The sequence below is a fragment of the Burkholderia sp. Se-20378 genome (assembly GCF_017104665.1).
GTDB lineage: Bacteria > Pseudomonadota > Gammaproteobacteria > Burkholderiales > Burkholderiaceae > Burkholderia > Burkholderia lata.
Window position 1 is genome coordinate 1 of record NZ_JAAGPG010000079.1, and the last position, 25,353, is coordinate 25,353.

Here is a 25,353-nt window from a genome sequence, read left to right on the forward strand (position 1 = left end):
CACGATGAGCAGCATGGTGCGTTCTCCAGTCGGTCGGAGTGGGGCCGGATCAGGCGGCGGCCGGGTGGAAGGTGAGCGCGAGGCCGTTCATGCAGTAGCGCAGGCCGGTCGGCTGCGGGCCGTCGTCGAACACGTGGCCGAGATGGCCGCCGCAGCGGCGGCAGTGCACTTCGGTGCGGATCATCCCGAACGACGCGTCGGTGTTGGTGGCGACCGCGTGGTCGAGCGGCTTCCAGAAGCTCGGCCAGCCGGTATGGCTGTCGAACTTGGTGGCCGACGAGAACAGCGCGAGGTTGCAGCCGGCGCACGCGAACGTGCCTTGCCGGTGCTCGTCGTTCAGCGGGCTGGTGTACGGCCGCTCGGTGCCGGCTTCGCGCAGGACCGAGTACTGGGCGGGCGTGAGCCGGCGATGCCATTCGGCGTCGCTGAGCGTGACCTCAAAAGGGGCGGCCGTCTGCGGGGTGGCCGGCGGCGCGGCGAACGCACGGCCGACCAGCGCGCGGCGGCCGACGGACGACAGGGTCGCGAGCACGGCGAGGCCGGTGGCGCCGGCGAACAGCAGATGTCTGCGGGTGGGCATGATGGGCTCCTGGCGGCAGGTCCTGAAAATATGCGCCCATCGTAGTTAGTGGCCGGTGTCGAAGTCCTCACGGAAAGTTAAATGAATTGTGATGGTTGGGGTGTTCCGTGAGGGTGCGGTGGAATGCGTCGAAGCTCGAACTGGCGAGGGCCTTCGAACGGGTGAGCCGCCGATGTTTGCCGAGCACGGGTTCGCGTTGCGATTTTTAGTGTTCGTCGAGCGGCGCGGCGAATCCGGACTTTGGCTTGCCGATCGAATCGGACTGGGGCACGAACGTCGTTTGATTGCGGTCGCGCGTCTGATGTGCATTGATAGACGGATGAGTTTGCAAGCTAGTGCGCCCGACGCGTGGTGCGCGTGTGGACGGGGAAGTTTGGCAGTTTCTACGTAGAAACTTCGGGAAGCGAGTTGGGACGTGCGCCGATGTGCAGTGAAAGGGCGCCGCGATGCGTTCGACCGCAGTGGTTCATTCCGAGGCACGAGCCGGCGGGGTGAAGGGGAACATAGTACGAGCTATGTCCCCTTCATTTCGGGACATAGGCGAAGCCTCCGCGTGCGCCACACCCCTTGGGGAATTGAGCGCTCCCACCGCGGCGAGCGAAAAGCGGTGCCGTCACCGTTTCGGCGCCCCTGGATTTCTGGGGCGGGCGACGCCGTGCCGGTGGGAGGGTTCATTGGCCATTGCGTCACACGCGGGCCTGGAGGTTCTTCGATCCGGGCGGGGCTGTTGGCGAACTACCTGTCGGGCGCCGCACCCGACGACCTCCTGCAAGTGGCTCAGGCGCTGCGAGTCCTCGTCGACGGCAATTTGCATCGGCGCTTCCCGGGCCTCATCCGGGAAGGCGTGACGATGGGCGTCATCGTCGGACTTATCGAGAACGCACCCGCTGGAAGCCCGCTCGAGCAGCTCAAGCCCGAAGTCAAAAACCTTCGGTCCTTTAACGAGTTCGCCAGCTTGTTCCACCACGACGCGCAGGGCAAGATTCCGCGCCGGAGCGTGACAGATGGGGAACTGCATCCCTTCGCGAAGCAGGCTATGGCGTTCGTTCACCTTGGCTCAATGAACTGATGCCCGCCGCTTACAGCCAGGAAAGCACTGCGCTCGCGGTATTACAGGACGCTGCTGGCACTCTTGTGAACGCCTGCAGTTGCAGCCGTTGGGGAATGTAACGTGGCTTCCCCTAATTAGAAAGATCGCTGGTCAATCTTGAGTCGTCCGCACGCAAGCGTTCGCAAAGCCACGAAATGAACGTGGGCAGTTTGTCCGGTAATGCACGGCCTGGAGCCGTCAGCGCCATCAAGCCAAAAGGCAGTTCTGTAAACCCCCACGGTGCAACGAGCAGGCCCTTGGTCAACTCTCGTTGGATCAATCGACGTTCGACGAGCGCGACGCCCAGTCCTGAGAGGGCCGCCTCGATACACAGATGTGTATGAGGGAATGCGATTTGCCCACCCATTCCAATCGGAGTCCCATTCTGCAGCTCCCAATTTGTCCATGCGCTCGACGTGAAGTCGTGAGTAATTTTGATCCCCGTGTGGGCGACCGATGCATATTCGGGTGTGCAGACGGGGCCAAAGCATACCGGAGCTAACCTCACGGCCCTTTCACGATCGACCTGCGGATACGACGTGAGGTCCCAGACAATCACCACATCTGCGCCTTCCGTTCTAATTTCGCGCGCCGAGGTCATCGAGAGACGAATCCGCACATCGGGTTGCATTCGATAGAAATCGGCGAGATTGGGTACGAGCCATCGCATCGCGAAGGTCGCGCTACATGCCACATGGAGGCCAGTATCGTGCAATTGCGCGCGTAGCCGTTCGTAATCACGTTCGAGCTGTTCGAACATGGGCGCGACGAGTGTGAAGAGCGCCTCACCATGCTGGTTCAGCTTGAGGCCGGTTCCCTCCTTCGCAAAGAGCGCCGCGCCAAAGTGCTCCTGTAGCAGCTTCAATTGGCGGCTCACTGCGCCGTGCGTTCGACATAACTCTGCGGCCGCCTTGGTGACCGATCCCAGTCTCGCTGTCGCCTCGAAAGCACGCAGTAAAGAAAGCGGTGGAAGGTTCCGCATGATCAAATTTATTAGTCAAAAAAGCTGACGGATATAACAAAAAAAGTCGCTTTTTGAATGGTACTCCAGACATGTATCGTTGCAGTCAACGGAGCAAAAATTTCCTTTCCTGTTAGGGCGATCGCAGGGCAAATCACCTTGTTTCCGGTGAAATCGAGACTCTACGGCAAGAATTTTCGCGTCGTCGGAAATGGTCATATTCGACAATTTTTATCATATAGGGATCTCACCATGAAGCCATGCCAGCAAATCTCCAATGTCGAGGCCTGGGAAGTTCTGGATAGCAGAGGCAACCCGACCGTGGCGGTCGAAATCACCCTCGATGACGGAGCCAGAGGCGGCGCGATGATTCCGTCCGGCGCCTCGACAGGCGAGCACGAAGCTGTCGAGTTGCGTGACGGCGACAAGAATCGTTATCAGGGAAAAGGGGTGCGTGCGGCGGTACATGCGGTCAATACCGAACTTCGTACCCTGCTGACGGGCCTTGATGCATCGGATCAGACCGCTATCGACATGGCGATGATCGATCTCGACGGCACCAGGAACAAGGGGCGTTTGGGTGCCAACGCCATACTTGGCTGTTCATTAGCCGTCGCCAATGCGGCAGCGGCCCGTCGGGGCGAGCCCCTGTTTCGTTATCTCGGTGGCCTCCAGGCAAGCGTGTTACCCGTACCCATGATCAACATCCTCAATGGCGGTGCTCACGCAGACAATCCGCTGGACTTTCAGGAATTCATGATTGCACCGCTGAGCGCACCGTCGTTTGCCGAGGCCGTACGTATGGGGGCCGAAGTTTTTCACACGTTGCGTGCGGCACTAAAGCAGCAGGGCTTCAACACGAATGTCGGCGACGAGGGGGGATTTGCGCCAGCAATTCGCTCGGCGCAGGAGGCGCTTGACCTCGTGATGGCGTCAATCGAAGTCGCCGGTTATCGACCCGGCGCCGATATCGCGCTGGCAATCGATCCCGCGGCCAGCGAGTTTTTCAAGGACGGGCGTTACGTCTATCAGGGAGAAGGTGTCGAGCGCAGCGCCGAGGAGCAGGTCGAATACCTGTCCCGCCTCGTAGATGCCTATCCAATTGTGTCGATTGAAGATGGCGTCGCGGAAAACGACATGCCAGGTTGGCAGTTACTGACAACGACGCTCGGTGGGCGTTGCCAACTCGTCGGCGATGACGTGTTCTGCACCAGCCCGGCACTTCTAAAGAACGGTATCGAAGCGTCGATCGCCAATGCGATCCTGGTGAAAATGAATCAGATCGGCACGTTGTCAGAAACGCTGGAAGCAGTACGCGTGGCGCATGACGCGAGCTACCGCGCGGTGATCTCGCATCGCTCCGGAGAAACCGAGGATGTGAGTATTGCCGACCTGGCCGTTGCTACGGGATGCGGCCAGATCAAAACTGGATCGCTATCGCGCGCCGATCGTACCGCAAAATACAACCGGCTGATTCGCATTGAGAGAGTGCTCGGCAATCAAGCTTGCTACGCCGGTGCAAGCGCATTTGCGAATTCACCTGCGTGTGCGGTTGCTGATCAAAGCACGTTTCAGCCAGCAGCACGCTGACAGTCCATGTCGCGTTGGAGAGAAACTGTAGTGGTCAACTCATCCCGGACACTGCGTTAAGTTTTTCTTCCGCGGCTGCCGGCGCCAGTCCGTCATTGAACTGATGCGGCCGTATCCAGTTGTACCGGTGCATCAGGTAGTGGCTGATATCCCGGTGTGCTTCTTGAGCCGACATGTAACCCACTGACGGCAGCCATTCCGTCTTGAAGCTGCGGAACAGCCTTTCCATCGGGGAATTGTCCCAACAATTTCCACGGCGGCTCATGCCCTGCCGTATCCGATATCGCCACAGCCGCTGACGGAGTTTCCGGCTTGCATACTGGGCGCCCTGATCCGAGTGGAACAGCAATCCTTGCGGCCGGCCTCGCTGCTCATAGGCCATCTCCAGCGCCTGCACGACCAGATCGGCATCCGGGCGCGTCGAGAATGCCCAGCCAACAACTCGCCGCGTGAACAGGTCGAGCACCGCCGCCAGATAATGCCAACGACCTTGCGCCCAGACGTAAGTGATGTCGCCACACCAGACCTGATTCGGCGCAGCAACCTCAAACTGACGGTTGAGATGGTTCGGGATATCGATCCGCTCTACCGTCGCCTGCTTGTACGCATGGCTGCCCGGCTGCTTGCAAATCAATCCCAGCTCTTCCATCAAACGACTGACCTTGAAGCGGCCAATTGCCGTGCCTTCCTCTTGCATCATGCCCATGATGCTGCGGCTACCAGCAGAGCTTCGGCTCTCAACGAACAGCTCGTGTACCCGGCTACGCAGGGCCATGCGCTCGGCGTCAACGCGCTGGGCACGCTCCCGGTATGCATACAGGCAGGATCGCGATACGTCGAATACTGTGCAGATCAGTTCGACCGATTCGCTTGCGCCAATCTGATCAATTACTTCGTACGTTCGATGCCTTCCGACATCAAGAGCGCGGTAGCCTTTTTTAAAATGGCCTTCTCACGCTCGAGGCGTTCGATACGCGCCTCGAGTTCCTGAATACGCTGTTGATCCGGCGTAATTGCCTTGCCCTGCGGCGTGACGCCTTGGCGCTCCATCTGAAGGCTGCACCCAGCGACGCAGCACCGTCTCGCCGACACCGACCGAGCGGCTTGCCTCCATATGGCTATAGCCCTGGTCGAGCACCAGACTGGCGGCTTGCTGTTTGAACTCCGGGGAAAACGTACGTCGTTGCTTGCTCATCAGACACCTCTTCATAGCGATCATTCTCGCCTAAATCAGTGTCCGGATTCATTAGACCACTACACTTCGCATTTGTTGGCTCAGCTTCGCATCCCATTCATGACTCGATCGGACAATTCGATAGTTTCTCAAACTGTGCTCTCCTGTTTCTTGTCACAGACCACTAATTATGTCGAATCCGCTTCGCGTCAACTCTAACTCTTTGGTTCAGGACCGCTCGCATGCGGCGCCTGGTCATGATTCGGCAACGCTGCCTAATGCAACGCCTTCCAGATTTGCCGATGACCGGTTTGCACAGCTTCGTAGCAAGCCGACCACATCTCGACCACCCAGTAAGCCCGGCCTTGCGATGAGACGAGGAGCCGGTCTGATGAACTTGCAAAGCCTGGCAAAACCGGACCCCATGTTGTCCACAGAAAATGGTGTGACTCAGCTAATGCCTCTTCCAATCGAAAATAATGGCCCACATTCTAAGGCATCGCCCCTAAAAATGGATCCCTCGTTTTCCGGAGAAGAGGATGGAAAAGTATTTGGAAATAACGTGAATGTTCAGTATTTGAACGAGGCTCAACGTAACAAACTTAAAGTGAAAGTCGAGAACGGGAAGATCACCGGATCTGACGGACAATGCTTGGATACAAGCGACGTGATTTCCGAGGTCGCTGAGGACAACCATCGTGCTATTTATGTGATGGATAAGAGTGGGGAGCTCTATATTTCAAAATTTAAAGCAAAGGGCTTCTTCCAGCACTCCAGTTTTTTGAGTGGTGGGGAAGTTCTTGCTGCGGGTTATATCGAAATTCACGATGGAATTATAAAAACACTTTCACGAAAAAGCGGTCACTATAAGCCAGCGCCAGAAAATCTGAATGAAGTTATGTTGCGCTTGAGAAGTCTTGGCGCACAAGTTCACGCAGACTTTCGTATCGACAACAAAATATAGCCTTGGATTGCATCTCTTCGGGCCGCATTCCCCGGCGCTTGCGACGTAGGTCTACTTCGTTTTGATGCCGAGGTGCTCAAGGGGCGTTGTTGCATAATTCATCAGACCTGAAAAACCTGAGGGGGCCCTACGTGGCGAGGAATTGCGGATGATCGTTGGGTGATCGAACTCCCGGAAAGGATATCGATCTGATTCAAAACCTGGGAGTTCGAGGACGCGATGACCGACGATTTCTTCCCTAGCCGACTGGATACCATGATCGATCTGCACCACCCGTTCGCGGTGCTCGCGACACGCATGCCGTGGGCGCAGATCGAAGCATCGGTCGCACCGCTGTTTGCTCATCGCGATCGGGCGGGAGTGGTCACCGAAGGAATTGATCTGTTTGGCACGGCGCCGCAGCTTGCCGGTGCCGGAGTGAGCACGGCCGGCAGGCCACGCTTGCGGATTCGGCTCATGCATCGACAGTTGGAACAGATGGCGACCTACCCGACGATCCGGCTCGCCCTGCGCGTCATTTTGCTGACGATGGTGCGCAAGAGCGAATTGATCGAGGCAACGTGAGATCAAGCAGCTTTTGACGCTGCGGCTACCGACCTGATCAAACCTGGACTCGATGTCTACGGCCCGGGCGATGGAGCATCCTTATCGATCCCGTCCGAGGTCACGTACCCCACGTACATCGGCCACAAAAGCATAAGAAGAAACCCTGATTCGCGACGCACCGGGATTGAGATCTCAACCTCCTGTCAGGATTGCCAGCTTGCTCACATACCGTCGCTCGCATGTAATTCGACCGCAGCGACTCGCTAAGCGTGAGACGGACGACGACGCATCGCCAACCATGAAAATGGCGTCATCCATTCCGTTTTTCAAAGCCTCCCAGAAGTTCGACTTAGCGACTCGGCCATTGCTGCATCAATCGGGACCGTGATCTCGCGGATCGCTGTAATCGATGTGCTTCCGGATGCCCTGGAGCCCCACATGCACGACGCAACGCATCGCTATGACGTTATCGTTGTCGGCGGAGGGCCCATGGGCCTGTCGACCGCCTACCATCTCGGCAAGCGCAAGGCCAGGACGCTGGTGCTCGAGCAGTTCACGTTCGTGAACCAGCTTGGCAGCTCGGCCGGCGTGTCGCGCCAGTTCCGCATTCCGTATCCCGACGCGTACATGGTCAAGCTGGTCAAGCAGTCGATCCCCTATTGGGACGAGTTGCAAGGCTTGACGCCGCAGCCGCTCATGGACACGGTCGGCACCTTGTGGTTCGGCGATCCGTCGGTCAAGTCGACAGAGGGCAATATCCCCGCCGCCGAGCAAGCGCTGAAGGCCGAAGGGGTTGCCTATGAAACGCTGGATGCGCACGAGCTGGAGAAGCGTTTTCACTTTCGCAATCTGCCGTCGACGTATACGGGACTCTTTCAGGCCCAGGGCGCCAGCATCGATCTCGCGGCCACGCAGCGGACGCTGCTCGACTGGAATCAGCGCTCTCCCTTCGTGCAGCTGCTGCAGGAGGCGCCGGTCATCGGCATCGAGCGTCGGCAGGGCCTCTTTGAAGTGAAGACGCCGCTTGGGACCTTCAGTGCCGAAAAGCTGGTGCTGACGCCGGGCCCCTATGCCGACGACGTGTTCAGGCTGCTGGGGTTCCGTATCGCGGCGACCTACTGGAACATGGCCTCGGCCTACTACCGCAAGACCCGGCCGGATATCCAGTACCCCACGTGGTTCGTGTTCCAGAACCCGGTGGGCGACAACGGCAACCAGTTCTACGGCTTCCCGGAGGTCGCCTGGAATTACCCGGGCTATATCCGTGTCGCGTCCGATTTCGTCCTCGCGCCGCTGACGTCCCCCGATCAGCGCACACCCATTCCGAATCCCCGGGAGCTCGCGTTCACGGCCGAGTGGGTCGGCGAGCACATGGAGGGTCTCGAGCCGGTTCCGCGCTTCACGTCGACCTGCCTCGTCGCACTCAGCAAGATCGCGAACAAGGAATTGCTGATCGACTTCGCGCCCGACTATGTGCCGAACCACCGCGACATCGTCATCTATGCGACCGGCTGGGCCGGAAAGTTCGTTCCGCTGCTGGGCGAAATTCTTTGCCAGCTGACCCTCGACGGTCACACCCCATTCGACATCTCGCACTTCTCCACCGGTAGCCGCTATTTCAACAAGCTGGCCTGAGCACAGGCCGCGCATCTACGGGAGCAGGACACCATGGCAAGCAAGACCTATTCGATCTTCGGGTGTGGTGCCGCCGGTCTATACACGGCCTGGCGACTGTTGAATGGCCAGGCGCGAGCGGGGGGCGATCCGAACCGGCAGTTGCAGCAGGGCGACGTCCTGGAACTCTTCGACTGGGGCAAGTACGATTTTTCGAAGGAATTTCAGGGCACCCGTGCACCCGGTGCCCGGGTCTGCACCTGGCACTACCAGAACAATCCCGACCATTCTTACCTCGAGTTGGGCGGCATGCGCTATTCGCAATGGAACGGCCAAAACGACGGTAAAGCGCAGGGTCACCGGCTGGTCACGACGGTGATCGCCAAGCTCGGGCTCGACCGCTATGCCGTGCCGTTCAACGAATCGAGCGATCCCCTCTATTACCTGCGCGCCAGGAATCTCTATCAAAGCGATATTTCCTCGCGCAATCCGGCGCCGTACGCGGCCAACAACTTTGGTGCCGCGACCACGCCCGACCAGGGCTTCGCCGTCGTCGAAGCGGTGTCGGTCACGAGCACCAGTGGTCCGGGCACGCGCAAGCAGTGGGACGCGTTTTATCAGCAGGGCCGCATCACGGCCGAACTGCCGTCGAGTTCCATCTTCCAGAAAGGCGATTTGCTCAAGGACATCGGCTACTGGAACCTGATGTACGACCAGCTCGGCTCGGAAGGCTATCAGTACGCCGCGGACGGCAACGGATACTCGTCCAACGTGATCAACTGGAATAGCGCGGTCGCCTTCGAGGCGAACAACGAATTCACGCCGGGCAATCAGTACATGACGCTGACGACCGGCTACTCGGGCATGTTTCACGCATTGTTTGCGGCCATCGAGCAGTTGGCGACGCAGCGAGGCGTCACGCTTCAGTATTACCCGGACCAGCGGCTGCGCTCCATCCATGTCGAGAACGGCGTCGTCCATTACACGATCGCGACGCGGGAAGATCCCTACCGGGAGGCTGCCCGTCGGACCACGGCGGCCGCCTGGCTGGCCATGCCGCGCGCGGCGCTCGAACAGGTTGCCCAGGGCTCCCGCTATGACGATCGGGGCGGGCTGGACGTCCTGAACGACCGGAAGGTCAAGCTCTATCTCGAGTCGGCGATCATGCAGCCGTCTTACAAGGTTGGCATGTTCTTCGAGAAGGAATGGTGGTTGGACCCGGCTACGCCCTATCCGCCCAAGATCAACGGCTATGAAGTAACGGATGCCGTGATCGCGTCGCTCAAGGAGCAGGACTTTCCGCCGGTGTTCGTGCAGGCGATGTCCGCTTCGGACACGATCCTGAATGTCCAGTTCGCGAGCGCCGACGCGCTGGTCAAGGCCGTGGAAGAAGCGGCCGGCGAGCGGATGACCGTCAAGCAGGAAACGTTGCTGCTCTTCGTCGCGAAGCGCAACACCATGGGACCGAGCGTGACCGACACGCCGATCCGCATGGTGGTGTACTTCGGCAATAACGCGGCTGACAGGAATGCAAAGCCGGTCTACGGCCTGCTGGCCTCCTACGACGACGAAACCTTCACGACGTTTTGGCGCGAGCTGGAGCTCGGGCCGAACGAAGAGCGGCATGTGCCGATCGCCGACGACATCCAACCGCTGATCGGGCCGCGCAAGGTGCCCGACAGAATGGTCAAGATGCTGCGAAAGCAGCTGGCGGAATTGCACTTTGGGCCGAACTCGGACTTTGCGGACGTGCCCGAGCCGATCGAGGCGGCCTATGTCGACTGGTCGCTGCCGCCGTTCCGTGCGGGCTACCATGCGTGGGCCGCGCACTACGACGTTGCCGACGTCCAGCAAAAAATCCGCAAACCGTCGCAGCTGATCGACGGCAAGGATGCGCCCATCTTCATCGTGGGGGAGTGCTACTCCAACGATCAGGCCTGGGTGGAAGGCGCCTATTGCACGGCGGAGTCGGTGCTCAACGACTTCTTCGACATCGAGCCGTTGATCGACGATTCGGAATACCCGTTCATCTGCCAGCCAATCTGATTGTCCGGCGCATGCGGTCGCAGTTGAACGTGCCGCGGATCTCCACGGAAATCCGGCGCCCGTAAAGACGAGCGGGAGGGGCGGTGACGCGCCCGCTCGAGTGACCGCGCGCCTCGTCGAAAGACGTTTGGCGCGCATCAGTACCGAAATACCAGCCATTCCCTGCAGTACTGCACGACCCTCTATTTCAGACGTAGGTAATAAGGAGCGGCAATGCAATCTCTCAGACTGTGGCGGCATCTCGCGCCCGGCGGTTCATCCCCAGGGCGGCTTGCGCTTGGCAAGCGGGCCGCTGAAGGCCCTTCCACCAAGCCGGTGCTCAACAATGAGCTATCGACGCGCGACTACGTCACCTACCTGCTGTCCATCGACGCGGAAATCGAGCATTGCCTGATGGTGCAGTATCTGTACGCCGGCTATTCGCTGGGCGGGCCGCAGGTGCCGGAGGCGTTTCGCGACACGGTCCGCAATTGGCAGGAAACCATCCTCGGCATCGCCAAGGAGGAGATGGGCCACCTGATCACGGTGCAGAACGTGCTGCGCCTGATCGGCTCGCCCTTGCATTTCGAGCGTGACGATTACCCGTGGGATACGCCGTTCTATCCGTTCCCTTTCATGCTCGAACCGCTGACGCTGGATTCGCTCGCGAAATACGTCTATACGGAGGCGCCGCCCGATTGGGACGGCGGCGAGCTGGGCGCGGATATCCGCCGGCGCGTCGGCGAGCAGGCATCCAATCCTCATCAGGTTGCCGAGCTGTTCGATACGCTGATTCCGCTCGTCAGGGACCACCTGCCCGACGAGGTCTTCCAGGCCGACACCTACCGCTGCCAGGCGGATTTCGCCGAATGGGGACGCGGGTACAAGGGCGGCCACCGGGGCAACGGCGGCGGTCGCGCTCCAGGCGGAACGCCGGACGTGCTCGTGATGCCCGCCACCTCGCGCGACGACGCGGTGAACGCGCTGGATAAAATCGCCAAGCAAGGGGAGGCGCCCCACGGCAAGGATCCCTCGCATTTCGTGCGCTTCTTGCGGATCTATGTCGAGATGCTTGCGGTCGTCGAAGGCGAGCTGTGCGGCGTCGACACCTGGCTTGCCGCACGCCCCGGCGATTTTCTCGAGGAAGCGTGGACGGAAGCCTATCCGGCAGCGGCGGCCGATCTCCATGCGGCGCAGGTAGACGAAACCTGGCGGCCTTCGCGGCCCGTCGCGGTCAATCCCTACGTGGCGCTCGACCCCGAGTTCGAGCCGGAGCTGGGGGGCACACCCGTGACGCCGATCACCGAGCCGGTGACCCAGCTGTGGGCGTCGCTGTTCAACCTGCGCTACCGCATGCTGCTGCAGTACCTGATCCACAGCTTCACGCTCTACGGCGGGCTCAATGCGGCCGGGCAGTTCACGCCGCGCGGCACGATCGTCAATGCGGCGTTCGGCGAGATGTACAACCTGCGCGCGCTCTCGGAGATCCTGATGCAGTCGCGCGTGTCGGCTGAGCCGGACGCGTCGCTCGCGGGGCCGCCGTTCCAGATGCCCTATACGCTCAACAGCCCGTTCGGCGAGGCAAACCGCTGGCGCGGGCACCTCGATCTGCTCGCGGCCTCGGAGAACCTCGTGGTGGAGTTGCTGGCCAACACCGATGCCGGGCGCCATCCGTATTTGCTCAGTCTGCGCGAAGCCGACAGGAACCTGGCCGCCGTCGCCAGGCGCATCCTGTCCGGTGAAGTCGACCTGGCGCTACTCTAGGAGCCGCACATGCCGATACTGGAACTCCGGATTTTGCCGCCCGTCGCGGTCGGCAGGCTGGGCGCCGCGGCGACGCCGCTGGAAGCGTTCGACCTCGTCGTCGATCCCGACAACCCGCTCGACTTTCGACGCATCGTGCCGTGCACCACGCTGGAGGTGGATCCCGAAAGCGGCGAGATCGCGAAGGCCTATGTGCCCGACACGATTCGCTTCAAGGACGAGAACAGGAAGGTGCGGCCGGTCGCGCCCTTTCTCGAAGTGTTTGCGCGCACGAGCGAGGCGCCCCATACGCTGCAGCCGCTCACGCTGCAATTGCTCGCGGCGGAACAACTCGATCTCGACGCCCTGCATTGGGATATCCATCTGGGCAACATCAAGATCTACCGCCGCACCAACGACCCGAACGACAAGATCCACGCGAACCTGACCGGTCTCAAGGATCACGAGCGGCACGCGATGCTGGGCCATTGCGAGCATTTTCGTGCGGGGCGGCATCTTCCGCTCGGTCACGTCCAGTTCGTCAAGCCGACGGCGCAGTTCCCCGAGATCCGCCTGCGCTACACCCCTGCCGCCGGTGTCGTGTACGGCACGCGGCTGGTGCGCCGCACTTCGGACAAGGAACGCGAAAACGAGCTGAAGCCCGATCCCGTCATCGATCGCGACGATCTCCTGCTCTACGCCGAGACGCCGGGCAAGTGGCTCGGCTTCAGGGAGGCGGGCGGCCCGACGAAAGAGCATCCCGCGCCGACCAACCCCGCGCAGATTTTTGCCGGATACGCCGACAAGGATGGCAATCAAGTCAGCTGGGGCTATCTCGACGACGAATGCGATGGCCACGTGCAGGTCGTGCTGACGAAGAGGGACGGCTCCACGCTGCGCGCGCACGGCTATATCGGCGCCGGGCCGCCGGCCTATGCGCCCGATACCATGCCGGTGCGCGTGGTGTCCGACGAGATGGAGCAGATTCTCCAGGGCATCCACGTCCCGGAAGAGAGCGTATCGATCGACGAAGCCACGGAGATCGTCCTGCGTGCGCTCGAAACGATCCGCCTCATGAACACCGCGGTCATGAACGGCAACCCGGTCAACGGCAGGCTCAACGTCGCGAGCACGATGGTGCGGCAGAACACGGCCGACTTCGAGCGCTATTACGAGCCGATCGCCGCCGAATCGATCGTCGACAATCTCGCGCTACGGGCGCTGCACGAGCGCGTGTTCAGCACGCTGGCGGCGGGTGGTGCGCCGTGGTTCGCCAGGCTGCTGCGCCAGCCCGAGGAGATCGGCGACCTGACCGCCGAGGGCTTGCGCAAGATGCCGGCCCTGATGCGCGGGGCGGATGGTCGCAGCCTGACGCTCACGCGCCGCCACATCAACCTGGTGATCAAGGCAGCGCGGGACGCGATGTTCGGACAACCTGATCCGAAGGGAGACAAGCATGTCGGTTAACGATCCGAACGTTCCGAAAGACCTCGAGCAGCCCGGCAACGGGGAGATCCGCGCGTCCAACCTGACCGCGCAGATTCACCATCGCGGCGTGGGCAACCCGGTCTCGGTGCTGCCGCGCACGGCGATTTCGAATTGCTTCCCGGGCCTGGAGTTCGATTTCCGCAATCTCTGGCGGCGCGCATTCGTCGGCATCACCCTGGTCGAGAACAACAACTACGTCATCGATGCGGAGCCGGGCTACGAGCATCTCAAGACGCGCCGCCTGCTGAGTTTCGACGGCCACAAGGTCGGCACGATGGTCCTCACGACAGGGCCGGTGCTGCCAGGCGGGGATCCTGTCACGCTGGCGAGCAAGCCCAATCCCAATGCGGTGTCGTTCATGGAGTGGTCGAACTCCATCGCCCGCATCGTGCATTTGCAGGGCAAGCCGGTCGAATGCGAATTCACGGCGCACGATAACGCCCTGGAAGAGGTGTACTACGACCACGGCAAAACCGAGACCCTGAAGGTGACGCTCACGCTGAGGCGCTTTTTCGAGGGCGACACCGCCAGCTTCAACCTCGAGATGCTGAAGCCGGGCGAGCTGACGCAAGGCCTCTGCGCACCCTGGCAGAACGACTATCGCGAATGCGCGTGCTACTACTGGGCCGCGTCGCGACCGGACTTCGTCAATGTCGAGCCGGGCGACGACGGGCTGGCGCGCGGCGACATGTGGTTCGCCAAGCGCCGCACGGGCACGTACGTGCCGGACAATCGCGTCGACACGCGGCTGTGGTCCTACGACGATCTGTTCCGGTCCTGGCAGGAGGATCTGCAGTTCGTGATCCGTGGCAAGGATGCCGATGAAACCTGACCACGCCGTCGAGCCGCTCGCGCCGCTGGCGTCGGCGATGGCGGCGCGCATCGTCAAGGCGTCGCGCCCGCGGCATCCCGGGATCCACGTGGTCGAGGATGCGGCGGGCGCGCAACTGTTGCTCGTGAACGGAAGCCGCCTGTTTCATGTGCCGCACGATCTGCATGACGCGTTTCAGGCGGCGCTCGAGGACGGGGATGCGCAGGCCGTCGCTTCGCTGGTCGCGAGCCGCGGGCTCGACATGCGCCCGGCGATCGACGACCAGCCGTTGACCGAGATGCCGGTGCACGCGTTGTCGCTTGCCGTCGCGCAGAAGTGCAATCTCGGCTGCACCTATTGCTACGCCCAGCAAGGGGAATTTGGCGGCAAGGCGAAGAACATGCCGCTCGAAACCGCGCTGGCGGCAGTCGACCTGCTGATCGAGCAGGCGAGCGAGGGCGGCAAGATCAATCTTGCCTTCATGGGCGGTGAGCCGCTCGCCAATCGCGCGGTGCTGCGCGCGGCGACTGTCCACGCGCGGGAGCGCGCCGATGCCCGTGGAATCCGATGCCAGTTTTCGGTGACGACGAACGGCAGCCTGCTGCAGGAAGATGACGGGGCGTTCTTCGAGGAGCACGGCTTCGCTGTCACCGTCAGCCTCGACGGCCCCGCGCCCGTGCATGACCGCTTGCGTCCGTTCAAGGGCGGCATGGGCTCGTTCGATCACATCGTCGAGCGCGTGACGCCGTTGCTGGCGCGCCAGCGGCGCATGCAGGTCTCGGCGCGCGTGACCGTCACGCCGTTCAATCTCGACTTGCCGAGCACGCTCGATACTTTCGTCGACATGGGGTTCCACAGCGTCGGCTTCTCGCCGCTGCTGCGCGCGTCGAACGGCCGCGCGGAAATGGGCCCGGACGACATGGCGGACATGCTGCAAGGGATGATCGCCTGCGGGCTCGCGTTCGAGCAAAAGGTCATGCGCGGCGAGCGCTACCCGTTCTCGAACATGCAGAACGCGCTGCGCGAAATCCAGCGCGGCACGCACCGGCCGTACCCGTGCGGCGCAGGGGCCGGGTATCTCGGCGTCTCCGCCGATGGCGAGCTGGCGGCGTGTCACCGCTTCGTCGGCGACGAGGCCGGCGTCATGGGGCATCTCTCCACGGGCGTCGATCAGGCACGCCAGACGATCTGGCTCGCCGAGCGTCACGTGCACCAGCAACAGCCCTGCAATACATGCTGGGCGCGCTATCTTTGCGGCGGCGGATGCCATCACGAGGTCCTCGAGCGCGGACGCAGCGCGTGCGATTACATCCGCGGCTGGCTGCACTATGCAATCGGCGCGCACGGCAGGCTCGCGCGCTATGCGCCGGCCTGGTTTGCCGGTTCGCCTGGCGCGTCGGCTAGCGGTGCGGGAACGGCGTGACTCGCACGTTCGACATGCTCGTGACCGGCGCCGGTCCCGCTGGCCTGTGCGTGGCGCTGCGCTTGAACCAGCTCGGGCATCGCGTGCTGCTCGTCGAGCGAAGCCCGCTATGGCCTCGTCCGCAGATCGGGGAAGCGCTGACGCCGGGTGTCAGAAACATCATCGACTACCTCGACGCGGACGAGGTGCTCGAATCCGTTCCCCTCGTCGCCGGCAAGCCCACGCGCGTACGCTGGACGAGCGAATCGATCGAGACTGTGGCGCACGAGGGCGCCGTTGTGGAGCGTGCCGCATTCGATGCGGCGCTGCTGCGCCTGGCCGTGGCGCGCGGCGTGGAAGTGCTGCGGCCGGCGAGCCTCGCGCAAGTCGACGGAGCGCCCGGTGCCTGGCGCGTGCAGATCGCTACGCCCGACGGGCTGCGGAGCGTCGACGCGCACGTGCTGCTCGATGCACAGGGCCGGCAGAGCCGGCGCGAGCCGCAGCGCTTGCACGCGCGTCGGCTGTCCACGGTATGGGCCGAAGCCGCGATGGAAACACCGGCTGCGCAGGCCGATGCCGCCACGCGCGTGGAAGCGCTCGATGACGGATGGATGTGGGGCGCTGCGCTGCCGGGCGGCCGTTACCGCGTCATGTTCACGTTCGATCCCTCCGCGCGGGACGACGCGCTCGAACGCGAGCCGGCGTCGGTCTTGCGCAACGCCTGCACGCGAAGCGCCTTGTTCAAGGACATGGCAGGTGTGCGTTGGTGCGATTCGCCGCGCATGTGCGTATCGACGCCCTACGTCGACGCGCTCGCCTGGCAGGACGGACGCATCAAGCTCGGCGACGTGGCCTTCGCGCTCGACCCGATCTCGTCCTCGGGCGTCGAGAAGGCGATGCGCTTCTCGCTCCAGGCCGCTCTCGCGATCAACACGTGGTGCCGGGCAAGCGAGGCCTCGGAGCGCGAACTGGCGCAGCGCTTTTACGAATCGCGCCTGATCGAAGGCGCGGCGCGTCACCTCGCATGGACCGCCGGGTACTACCGTCAGGCATGGTGCGCCGAAGCGCCTTTCTGGCGCCTGCGCTCGACGCCTGCTTTGACGACCGATACGGTTGCGTCTTCCTCGTCCGGCGACGAAATCGCGGCGCGCGTAGACCTCATGACGCACGCGCTGCAAGCCGAATGGGCGCGCGTGCCGTCGGACCCGCCGCAGCCCGGCGAGCCCGCGCCTCCGTTGCCCTTGCACAGTCCGATCCGCTTCGCCCGCAATACCGGCATCGTCGTGTTGCCTTGCGCGACCGGCGACCGCGTCACCGCGCATCCCGCCTTGCAGCATCCGAGTCTTGATCGACCCGTCGCGTTCTGGAATGGCGTGGCGCTGTTTCCGCTCCTCGACATGCTGACGCGGGCAACGCATCCGCTCGAGTTGATTGCGTTTCTCGGCAGGTCGATGGAAGCGGCCAGCGCGCAACAGTTGCTCGAATGGCTGTGGAGCAGGCAAATGATCGAGCCCGCTGTGTTCGGCGCGTGAATGCCTGTTATTGGGCGGCGCGAGCACACTCGCTTCGTGACCACTTGTCCCGTCGTGCAGCGATATTTTCCGGACCATCGCTCGTCTGTTGCGGGAACGCGGTTTGAACGGCTGAGGTTTTCGGATGAACTGGCGAGCGCTCAGCACTGACTCAAGTGTGCTCGACGGAGCCATCGGGAGATAACCGCGGCTGCCAGGCGGTGGTCCAACATCACGGCGAGTTGACACGGTCTTCGCGACACATCTTTGCTTCGCAAACGGTGACGACTTTATTTCGGTTCACGTTTCGCCAATTCGATCCGACGCATTGCAATTAAACGCAGCAAGCATCGCAAATAGTTTCAAAAAAATTAACGATCATCGCCAAAAAATCAAATAGCTAAAATATAAAAATAGATGATCTTGATGTTGAGCGACATGCCGATCGGAACTGGCGAAATTTCGGGAAGGCACTATCATCCAATGTGTATTGGTCGTGTCGTTCCATCAACCCGATCCGGAGTGAAATTAAAAACATGGCTCAGACATATGCTGTCGTGCGCGATTCTTCGAAGAATTTCTTTATTGCCGTCAAGAATACTAAGGGGTTCTTTTTTCATACCGACAACAACGGCAACGGTGTTATCTATCGGGACGGCACCGTGATCAAGAACGGCCCTGGAGAGTCCGCGCTTCCCGGCGGAGGGCTGGCAGCGAACACCGATCCGGTGATCGGCGCGGCAAATGAATTTCAGGAGGAGACCGGCGTCGAGCTTCGCAATTTCGACGGAAAGTTGATCCCGAAAGAGTGGCATGGCGTGACGGGCAAGTACGAGTATTACGGCGTCTACTACCAGTTCTCGAGCGCGGTATTCAACGATATCAGCAGCAGGGCAATTGCCAACCTCAGGACGGGCGCCGACGCAGCTGCCGCTATTAGTAATGGGAAAATCAAAACCTACAAGGATATTTTCAAAACGTATCCAAATTGCCCGGGAGACAATGAACTTGCAACCGGCTCGGTCTGGAATCTCGATAGGGACTGGAGCAGGATTCAAGCATTGAACAACAGCCAAAGCACCAGCTGGTTCTACGAAATTCTCAAGAATCTCAAGAATAATATCTGATCAGGACGATTTCCCGGCTGGAACGAGCGAGTAAGCCGCATCGTGGCGACATGCTCCGCGTGTCGTCCCGATGTGCGGCGTCCACCTCATGGCCGGTGCACTGTCCGGTCGGAATCGGCGCGCATTCGCGCAGTGTCGCCGCGAATGCGTATCACGCACACGGCGTCGGACGCAGCCTTCCATCGAATTGGCGCTTTCCGGCAGGTTCGCTTGATTGACGATGCTGTCGAGCAGGAAATCCGATCTGTTTCAACGCTTCAAGAACGTGTTCCACCATCCCTGAGTCGCGCCAGGGCGCGCGTCGAACCGTCGAAAGGGCCCGCAGCAGTCAGGCAATTGTGTCAGGCCGGCCGAGGTGTACGTCGTGTGGTCGGATCGCTTCACGTCGACGAACCCATGCCACCGGTATAACTCCGAGCGTTGAATCGCCACGCACGCAGGACGCTCGCATGTTGGATGGCTGTGTATCAAGAAGAGCAGGCCCGCGCACGCGCTCTTCTGGTACTGGCGGACGCGCCCCAACACATTGAAGCAATCATCGCTGCGCTTGGGGCAGCAGCCGACACGTTGTCAGTCGAGGACGCCGATCCGCTTTGGGCACAATTGCAAGCCATCGCGCGAACGACTGGAATTGACAACACGGCACGCAGCACGGCTTATCACCGGGAGGCGCGGGCTTGTCGCATCGTCTGGAACATTTCACGTCCGATTTTTAGTGTTCGAACTGGAGTGACGGGCGGGCTCAACAAGCTCCAACATGAAGATTTCGGGCTATGGCGAGGATCTTTCGATGGTTGCCCTTGAGGACGATAGCCGCGTCCCGCATGTGACGATTGCCAATTGGATCGCTCGCTGGGTGGCCAAGACGTTCGACGCGCATAGGTGGAGCTGCACGGAATGCGGTCGATTATTTTCGATGTGTCGCATAGAAATCGAATGAAGGACGCGTCGAAATTCTGGATGCTCAATCGGATAAGGCACAATACAACCGGAATCGGTGATCTGAAAAGGCCTACGCTTGCGTGTGCCGAATCAAGCACGGCGGAAGCGCCCGCTATTTCTCGAAACAGAGGATGGAAAATCCTCCGTTCGGTGGAATGCAGGATTGAGGCGGCGCGACGACCGACGGCGGGGAGCTCGACGGCTGCCGTGCAGGTTCCGGTTTCGACGAATCAGGCGTCGTCACCCGTTTCGAATCGATCGGTTCGAAGGGTAAATGCCAATGCAGTTATTTCAACTACATGGAGATAAGAATGAAGAGGATCATGATCGGACTGGTTGCACTTGCCATGTCCGCAACCGGGTTTGCCAAGGAATGGACGACGATTCGCATTGGCGTCGACCCGTCTTATCCTCCGTTTGAATACAAGAAACCGTCCGGTGAATTGACTGGCTTCGGCGTGGATCTCGGCAACGAAGTGTGCAGGCGCCTCAACGCGAAATGCCTCTGGGTCGAAAATGCATTTGACGGCATGATTCCCGGCCTGAAGGCGCGGAAATTCGACGCGGTCCTGTCGTCGATGTCGATGACGCCTGCGCGATTGAAGCAAATCGATTTCTCGAACAAGACGGCGCACGCACCGACGTTTCTTGTCGCGAAAAAGGGCTCGGGTATCCAGCCGACGCCGGCATCGCTCAACGGTAAAGCCATCGGCGTGCTGCAAGGCTCGATGCAGGAGACGTATGCGAAAGCGCATTGGGAAGGTAGCGGCGCGCGCATCCTGTCGTATCAGAACCAGGATCAGGTGTATGCCGACCTGACCAACGGCCGGCTCGATGCGGCGTTGCAAAACGGCGTGCAAGCATCGCGCGGCTTCTTGAATACGCCGCAAGGCAAGGACTACGCGTTCGCGGGCGGCGAGCTGAACGATCCGAAGATTTTCGGACCGGGTCAGGGCATCGGCATTCGCAAGGACGACACGGACCTGAAGGACAAGATCAACACGGCGCTCGCCGCGATCCGTGCCGACGGGACGTATGACAAGATCGCCAGTCGCTATTTCAATTTCGACATCTACGGCAATTGAGCGCACGCGTCCTGCTCGTCGCACCGGGTGACGGGCGCGTGACGTACCTGGCGCGGCGGAACGAGGCATGACGATGTGTCCGCCGCGTCGAAGCACGTGTGAAGGGGGCGGTCTGGAGGTCGCACATCATCGTCGTCGCGTGAGGCGACCTGACGAGCCTCAATACCTGGCGACCATCGCGGTGGCGCTCGCGTGGCGCGGCACGCGTCACCCGCCAACGCCAGACGGCGGCGCCTGCCATTGCCGCACATGATCGATCAACGCCCGCAGCTTCGGCACCATGTTGCGCCGCTGCGGAAAGTAGAGAAAGAAGCCCGGGAACGGTGGCAGGAAATCCTCGAGCAGCGGCACGAGCGAGCCGTCGTCGAAATGCGCGCGCAGGCAGTCCTTGGGCGCGAACATGATGCCGGCGCCGGCCAGCGCGAGACGCAGCATCACGCGCAAATCGTTGGTCGTCAGTTGCGGCTCGACTGCGACGTCGAACGGGCGGCCGTTTTACACGAACTTCAACGCCAGCGCCTCGGCCCCGCGGGACGGGGCGGCGAGGCGGCGCGTCGCGTGACGCATCGAATGCGTCATTCGTGCGTCGTGCGCGTCGGAGAAGGCAGCGTCGCGAAGTCCTGATGCAGGCTCGCCGACGCGGCCACGGAGATTTCCGGACGCGGATCTTTCCGGGCCGTCTCGAAATCGCGCGCGGGCCCGACGGTCATCGAAGCCACGGCGTTGATCGCCGAACCGGCTGCGGTCATCGCGGCGTCGCGATACTCTCCTTGCCGAAAATGCTCGACCGCGTCCTTGCCGAACGACTTGCTTTCGTTCATGTGCGCGCCCGTATGCGTCTGCGTGCCTTTCGAGAGGCCGTCGAGATTGCCCACCACGCTATTGTGCGAGCCTTCCGTGATGCCGTACTGGCCGTGCTGCAGCACCGAGCTGACCCCGAACACGGCCGCCGAATAGTACGTCGCGTCCGGTTGCTCCATATGGCTGGCCGCCTGTTGCGTGACGTCGTTGCGGCGTGTATGCGGCGTCGACAGATTGTTCAGTGCGTTCAGCGTCGCGCTGCCCGTCGGTCGATCGTTCGAACGCCGGGTCGATTGCGAATCGTTGCTCGACGAAGGGGTTGTGGTTTGCTTGTCGACAGGCGCGGTGCTGCCGCCGGTGATTTTTGCCATGTTCGGTACCTTTTATCAAGAGGAGGAGAGTGCGTCGGGCGCCATGGCGCTCGACGGCAAAATCGACGGGCCGCTCCACCGTCGGAATCGCATGACGGTAGCGGCCGATCGATGAAGGGATGATGCGCGTTGCGGCGGGCGTGACGGCTGGATACGCGAAGCGAGCGGCGCGAAAGCGAAACGTCGAGTGCGTGGATCGGAATCGGGTGGGCGCGAGTCGATCGCGTCGCGCAGCGCGTGCTTGTTGCACGATGTCGATGCATCCTTCGCATCAATGCCCGCGTGGAACTGCCCCGAACGTCCGCTATCTCGATGGCGCTCGCCGTGCGAAAGCAGTTGCCCCGCCTATCGGCCGGCCAGTTGCTTCACCTGCTGCGCGAGCCCCGCCAGCGAAATCTGCCCGCGCATCTCGCTCACGAAACTCCCCGCCAGCACCGCGACGATCAGCACGGCGATCACGCCCTTGAGCGGCTGGCTGACCGACATCAGATCGAGCTTCTGCGCCGAGCGCGAGACGAACGCGAGGCCCAGATCGACGAGCAGCAGCATCGCCATCATCGGTGTCGCGATCCGCGCGACCATGTTCATCAGCATGTCGAGCCGCGCCTGCGCGAACATTTCGAGCAGTGGCGCGGGAACCGGGTTGAATGAACCGAGCGGCCACCACGCATACGATTCGTACAGCGCGCCGAGCAGGAACGTCATGCCGCCCAGCATCCAGAACGACGCGATCGTCAGTTGCCCGAGCAGCGTCGCCATCAGAGACGTCTGCGTGCCCGAGCTCGGGTTCTGCATCTGCACGTTGTTGAAGCCGGCGACATCGTCGACGTAGGTGCCGATCGCCTCCGCGGCCCAGAACACCGTGGAGGCCGCGATGCCGAGCACGACCCCGATCACGGCTTCCTTCGCGCAAGCGATCACGAGGAACGCGCCGCGGAGCTGCGGGATCAGCACCTGCTGCCCACATGCGATGAAGAGGCACCAGATCGCGGCCGCGCCGCTGCGCAGCGGGCCTTTCAGCAGGTTGTCGGCGGTCGCGGGCAGGATCGTCATGATCACGAGAAGCCGCTCGCTCGACAGCGCGAGCAGCACGATGAAGCCGATGAATTCGTCGCCCAGGTGCTGCAGCGGAAAGATGTCGTAGGTCGTCATGCGCATGTCCATGGCACGTTCCTGAGATGTCGAGAATGCATTCGCAGGGCCGGCCGTCATTGGCGGGAACAGGATTCAGGTCGAGGCCCGCACGGCCGCGAGCCGGCGTGCGAGCACGCCTTCCTCGATCTCCTCGTCCTGTACGTCTTCGGCGGCTGCCTCGGCCGCGCACGCGAGCCGCCTGATCCGCTCACGCACGACGCCGATCTGCGCGTCGTTGCGCGCGATCCGGCGTGCGGTCGCGGCGAGCTGCTCGATCTTGGCCTGCAGCGCCGCATGCAGGCGAGCGCACTGCGCGCTCGCGAGCGTGTGTTCGTCGAGCTGCACGTCGCGATAGCGGCGACACGCCGCATAATCGCCGATCGCAAACGCCGCATGGCCGGCCGCCATCGCGTCGACGCGCGCCGCATAGCGATTCGCCGCATCGAGCTTCGCGTGTGCGTGCGCTTCGCCCTGCGCGAACTCGGCCGCTGCCGCGTCGCGTTCGGCGCGCTGCGCGGCCTGCTCGGTACGCAGCTTCGCGCCGCGCTGTTCGCGCCGCGCAAGCAGCATCTCGAAGGCGCGCTGTTTCGGGTTCCTCACTGGACGAGCGCATGGAGCGCGGTGAGTGTCGCGTCGGGCGGCGCGTACTCGTCGGTGCGCTGGTTGAGGAACGCGCGGATCCGGTCGATCTTCGCGACCGCTTCATCGGCTGCCGCGTCGCTGCCCGCCTGGTATTCGCCGAGCTGCAGCAGTGTTTCGATCTCGCGGTGCTTCGCGAGCAACTGGCGCAGCCGGCCGGCCGCGCCGACGTGCTCGCGCGTCGCGATCTGCGGCATGATCCGTGACAGGCTGCCGAGCACGTCGATCGCCGGATACTGGTTGCGCGCGGCGATCTCGCGCGACAGGATGATGTGGCCGTCGAGAATCCCGCGCACTTCCTCGGCGATCGGGTCGCTGCCCGAATCGTCTTCCGCGAGCACCGTGTAGAGCGCGGTGATCGAGCCTTGCTCGCCCATCCCGGTGCGCTCGAGCAGGCGCGGCAGCTCGGCGAACACGGAAGGCGGGAAGCCGCGTCGCGCGGGCGGCTCGCCGGCCGCGAGGCCGATCTCGCGCCCGGCGCGCGCGAAGCGCGTCAGCGAATCCATCATCAACAGCACGCGCTTGCCCTGGTCGCGGAAATACTCGGCGATCGCGGTCGCCGCGTACGCGGCCTTCGCGCGCTCGATCGACGAGCGGTCGGAGGTCGCGCACACGACCACCGAGCGCGCCATGCCGTCCTCGCCCATGATCAGTTCGACGAACTCGCGCACTTCGCGGCCGCGCTCGCCGATCAGCGCGATCACGTTGATGTCGCACGACGCGCCGCGCGCGAACATCCCGAGCAGCGTGCTCTTGCCGACGCCGGCTGGTGCGAAGATCCCCATCCGCTGGCCTTCGCCGAGCGTGATCAGGCCGTCGACGATCCGCACGCCGGTCGCGAGCGACGCGTCGACCATCCGCCGCGACATCGGGTTCGGCGGCGGCGCGAGCACGGGGCGTAGCGCGTCGTAGTCGAGCGGGCCGCGCCCGTCGATCGGCTCGCCGAAGCTGTCAATCACGCGGCCGAGGATGCCGTTGCCAACCTTCACCGACAGCGGCCGCCGCAAGCCGATCACGCGCGTGCCGCGATTGATCTCGCCGAGCGTGCCGAACGGCGACAGCAGCGCGACGTTGCGCGTGAAGCCGACCACTTCCGCATGCTGGAGCAGCGCGCCCGACGCGCTGCGCAGCTCGCACAGCTCGCCGAGCGTCGCTTCGAGGCCGACGACGCGCACGAGCGTGCCGATCACCTCGAGCACCTTGCCCGTCATGCCGACGGCAGGCTCGATTGCAAGCCGCGCGGCCATCGCGTCGGCGACGCGGGACAAATCGGTCAGTGCGTTCATGGGCGGCTCGCGTCGTCGAGGGCGCGGCCGAGCGCCGCGCGGATCGCGTTCAGTTGCGTGTCGAGGCTCGCGTCGACGGTGCCGAAGTCGGATTCGCACACGCAGGTGCCGCGCGCGACGCGCGGTGCGACGGCGACCTCGACCGGCACGTTGCGTCCTTGCCGGCGCCACGCGTCGGCAAGCAGCCCGAACTGCCCGCGCGCGGTGTCGTAATCGGCGTCGCACACGCGCACCGTCAGATAGCTTGCGCCGGAGACGACACGCTCGACCGTTTCCGCCGCGCGCGCGAACAGACCCCGCGCGTCCTCCGCGCGCACCATCTGCTGGACGGCCGCAGCGACGAGATCCGCGAGCCGTTCGCGCATCTTGTCGCGCACGCGCCGCTCCTGCTCGAACGCGTCGGCCGCCTTCGCGTGCCAGTCGGCGATTGCCTGCGCGCGGCCCGCATCGTAGCCGCGCGCATAGGCGC

General features: G+C 62.5%; 19 protein-coding genes and 4 pseudogenes. 14 read left to right on the top strand and 9 right to left on the bottom strand.

The genetic code is table 11. The features are described from left to right. Positions 1-49: 49 nt before the first annotated feature. Positions 50-580, bottom strand: a complete 531-nt coding sequence (msrB, locus tag G3N93_RS11875; RefSeq protein ID WP_174943716.1) for a peptide-methionine (R)-S-oxide reductase MsrB — start codon at positions 578-580, stop codon at positions 50-52. Between the two features lie 727 nt (positions 581-1,307). On the opposite strand from msrB, the gene G3N93_RS11880 reads away from it, so the two are divergent. Next, positions 1,308-1,649, top strand: coding sequence for a hypothetical protein (locus G3N93_RS11880; RefSeq protein WP_174943713.1), 342 nt, complete (start codon positions 1,308-1,310; stop codon positions 1,647-1,649). Between the two features lie 112 nt (positions 1,650-1,761). On the opposite strand, the gene G3N93_RS11885 is transcribed toward G3N93_RS11880, so the two are convergent. Further along, positions 1,762-2,652: a LysR substrate-binding domain-containing protein gene (locus G3N93_RS11885; RefSeq protein WP_174945299.1), complete on the bottom strand. Its 891-nt coding sequence runs from the start codon at positions 2,650-2,652 to the stop codon at positions 1,762-1,764. Between the two features lie 231 nt (positions 2,653-2,883). Here G3N93_RS11885 and eno point away from each other — a divergent pair, with 231 nt between their 5' ends. Continuing rightward, positions 2,884-4,221 (top strand): phosphopyruvate hydratase, encoded by a 1,338-nt coding sequence (gene eno, locus G3N93_RS11890; RefSeq protein ID WP_174945343.1) that lies wholly within the window; start codon positions 2,884-2,886, stop codon positions 4,219-4,221. 34 nt (positions 4,222-4,255) lie between these two features. Here eno and G3N93_RS11895 read toward each other — a convergent pair. Further along, positions 4,256-5,416: pseudogene (locus G3N93_RS11895) on the bottom strand (IS3 family transposase). Between the two features lie 370 nt (positions 5,417-5,786). Here G3N93_RS11895 and G3N93_RS11900 point away from each other — a divergent pair. From G3N93_RS11900 to G3N93_RS11955, 12 genes and pseudogenes are all read left to right on the top strand, one after another. Further along, positions 5,787-6,359 carry a hypothetical protein gene (locus G3N93_RS11900; protein ID WP_174943704.1) on the top strand — a complete coding sequence of 191 codons (573 nt, stop codon included), beginning with the start codon at positions 5,787-5,789 and terminating at the stop codon, positions 6,357-6,359. 219 nt (positions 6,360-6,578) lie between these two features. Continuing rightward, positions 6,579-6,818, top strand: a pseudogene (locus G3N93_RS11905) (IS5/IS1182 family transposase); the annotation flags it as partial. 525 nt (positions 6,819-7,343) lie between these two features. After that, positions 7,344-8,540, top strand: a complete 1,197-nt coding sequence (locus G3N93_RS11910; RefSeq protein WP_174943702.1) for an FAD-dependent oxidoreductase — start codon at positions 7,344-7,346, stop codon at positions 8,538-8,540. Positions 8,541-8,573: 33 nt separating this feature from the next. Further along, complete coding sequence (locus tag G3N93_RS11915) at positions 8,574-10,565, top strand: hypothetical protein (RefSeq protein WP_206133077.1); 1,992 nt, start codon at positions 8,574-8,576, stop codon at positions 10,563-10,565. 213 nt (positions 10,566-10,778) lie between these two features. Next, positions 10,779-12,308 (top strand): ferritin-like domain-containing protein, encoded by a 1,530-nt coding sequence (locus G3N93_RS11920; protein ID WP_206122715.1) that lies wholly within the window; start codon positions 10,779-10,781, stop codon positions 12,306-12,308. Positions 12,309-12,341: 33 nt separating this feature from the next. Then, positions 12,342-13,754 carry a hypothetical protein gene (locus G3N93_RS11925; protein WP_241026511.1) on the top strand — a complete coding sequence of 471 codons (1,413 nt, stop codon included), beginning with the start codon at positions 12,342-12,344 and terminating at the stop codon, positions 13,752-13,754. After that, complete coding sequence (locus G3N93_RS11930; protein WP_011349370.1) at positions 13,744-14,607, top strand: hypothetical protein; 864 nt, start codon at positions 13,744-13,746, stop codon at positions 14,605-14,607. The genes G3N93_RS11925 and G3N93_RS11930 overlap by 11 nt, the downstream gene beginning before the upstream one ends. Beyond that, positions 14,597-16,009, top strand: coding sequence for a radical SAM/SPASM domain-containing protein (locus G3N93_RS11935; RefSeq protein ID WP_206122718.1), 1,413 nt, complete (start codon positions 14,597-14,599; stop codon positions 16,007-16,009). The genes G3N93_RS11930 and G3N93_RS11935 overlap by 11 nt, the downstream gene beginning before the upstream one ends. A gap of 14 nt (positions 16,010-16,023) precedes the next feature. Beyond that, on the top strand, positions 16,024-17,520 hold the full coding sequence (locus G3N93_RS11940; protein WP_241026512.1) for an NAD(P)/FAD-dependent oxidoreductase: 1,497 nt from the start codon (positions 16,024-16,026) through the stop codon (positions 17,518-17,520). A 515-nt stretch (positions 17,521-18,035) separates the two neighbouring features. Beyond that, positions 18,036-18,626 (top strand): hypothetical protein, encoded by a 591-nt coding sequence (locus G3N93_RS11945; RefSeq protein ID WP_206133079.1) that lies wholly within the window; start codon positions 18,036-18,038, stop codon positions 18,624-18,626. 456 nt (positions 18,627-19,082) lie between these two features. Further along, on the top strand, positions 19,083-19,430 hold the full coding sequence (locus G3N93_RS11950) for a hypothetical protein (protein WP_206133080.1): 348 nt from the start codon (positions 19,083-19,085) through the stop codon (positions 19,428-19,430). A 449-nt stretch (positions 19,431-19,879) separates the two neighbouring features. Further along, on the top strand, positions 19,880-20,653 hold the full coding sequence (locus tag G3N93_RS11955) for an ABC transporter substrate-binding protein (RefSeq protein WP_174943685.1): 774 nt from the start codon (positions 19,880-19,882) through the stop codon (positions 20,651-20,653). Between the two features lie 207 nt (positions 20,654-20,860). On the opposite strand, the pseudogene G3N93_RS11960 reads toward G3N93_RS11955, so the two are convergent. From G3N93_RS11960 to sctL, 6 genes and pseudogenes are all read right to left on the bottom strand, one after another. Then, a pseudogene (locus tag G3N93_RS11960) lies at positions 20,861-21,118 on the bottom strand (LysR substrate-binding domain-containing protein); the annotation flags it as partial. A 110-nt stretch (positions 21,119-21,228) separates the two neighbouring features. Beyond that, positions 21,229-21,825 carry a hypothetical protein gene (locus G3N93_RS11965; protein ID WP_206133081.1) on the bottom strand — a complete coding sequence of 199 codons (597 nt, stop codon included), beginning with the start codon at positions 21,823-21,825 and terminating at the stop codon, positions 21,229-21,231. Positions 21,826-22,179: 354 nt separating this feature from the next. Further along, positions 22,180-22,977 (bottom strand): annotated as a pseudogene (gene sctT, locus G3N93_RS11970) (type III secretion system export apparatus subunit SctT); the annotation flags it as partial. Positions 22,978-23,052: 75 nt separating this feature from the next. Beyond that, positions 23,053-23,559: a type III secretion protein HrpB7 gene (locus G3N93_RS11975; RefSeq protein WP_174943677.1), complete on the bottom strand. Its 507-nt coding sequence runs from the start codon at positions 23,557-23,559 to the stop codon at positions 23,053-23,055. Then, positions 23,556-24,884 (bottom strand): type III secretion system ATPase SctN, encoded by a 1,329-nt coding sequence (sctN, locus tag G3N93_RS11980; RefSeq protein WP_174989796.1) that lies wholly within the window; start codon positions 24,882-24,884, stop codon positions 23,556-23,558. The genes G3N93_RS11975 and sctN overlap by 4 nt, the downstream gene beginning before the upstream one ends. Continuing rightward, the coding region (sctL, locus tag G3N93_RS11985) for a type III secretion system stator protein SctL (RefSeq protein WP_206133082.1) at positions 24,881-25,353 on the bottom strand (473 nt) is incomplete at its 5' end. The genes sctL and sctN, both read right to left, overlap by 4 nt.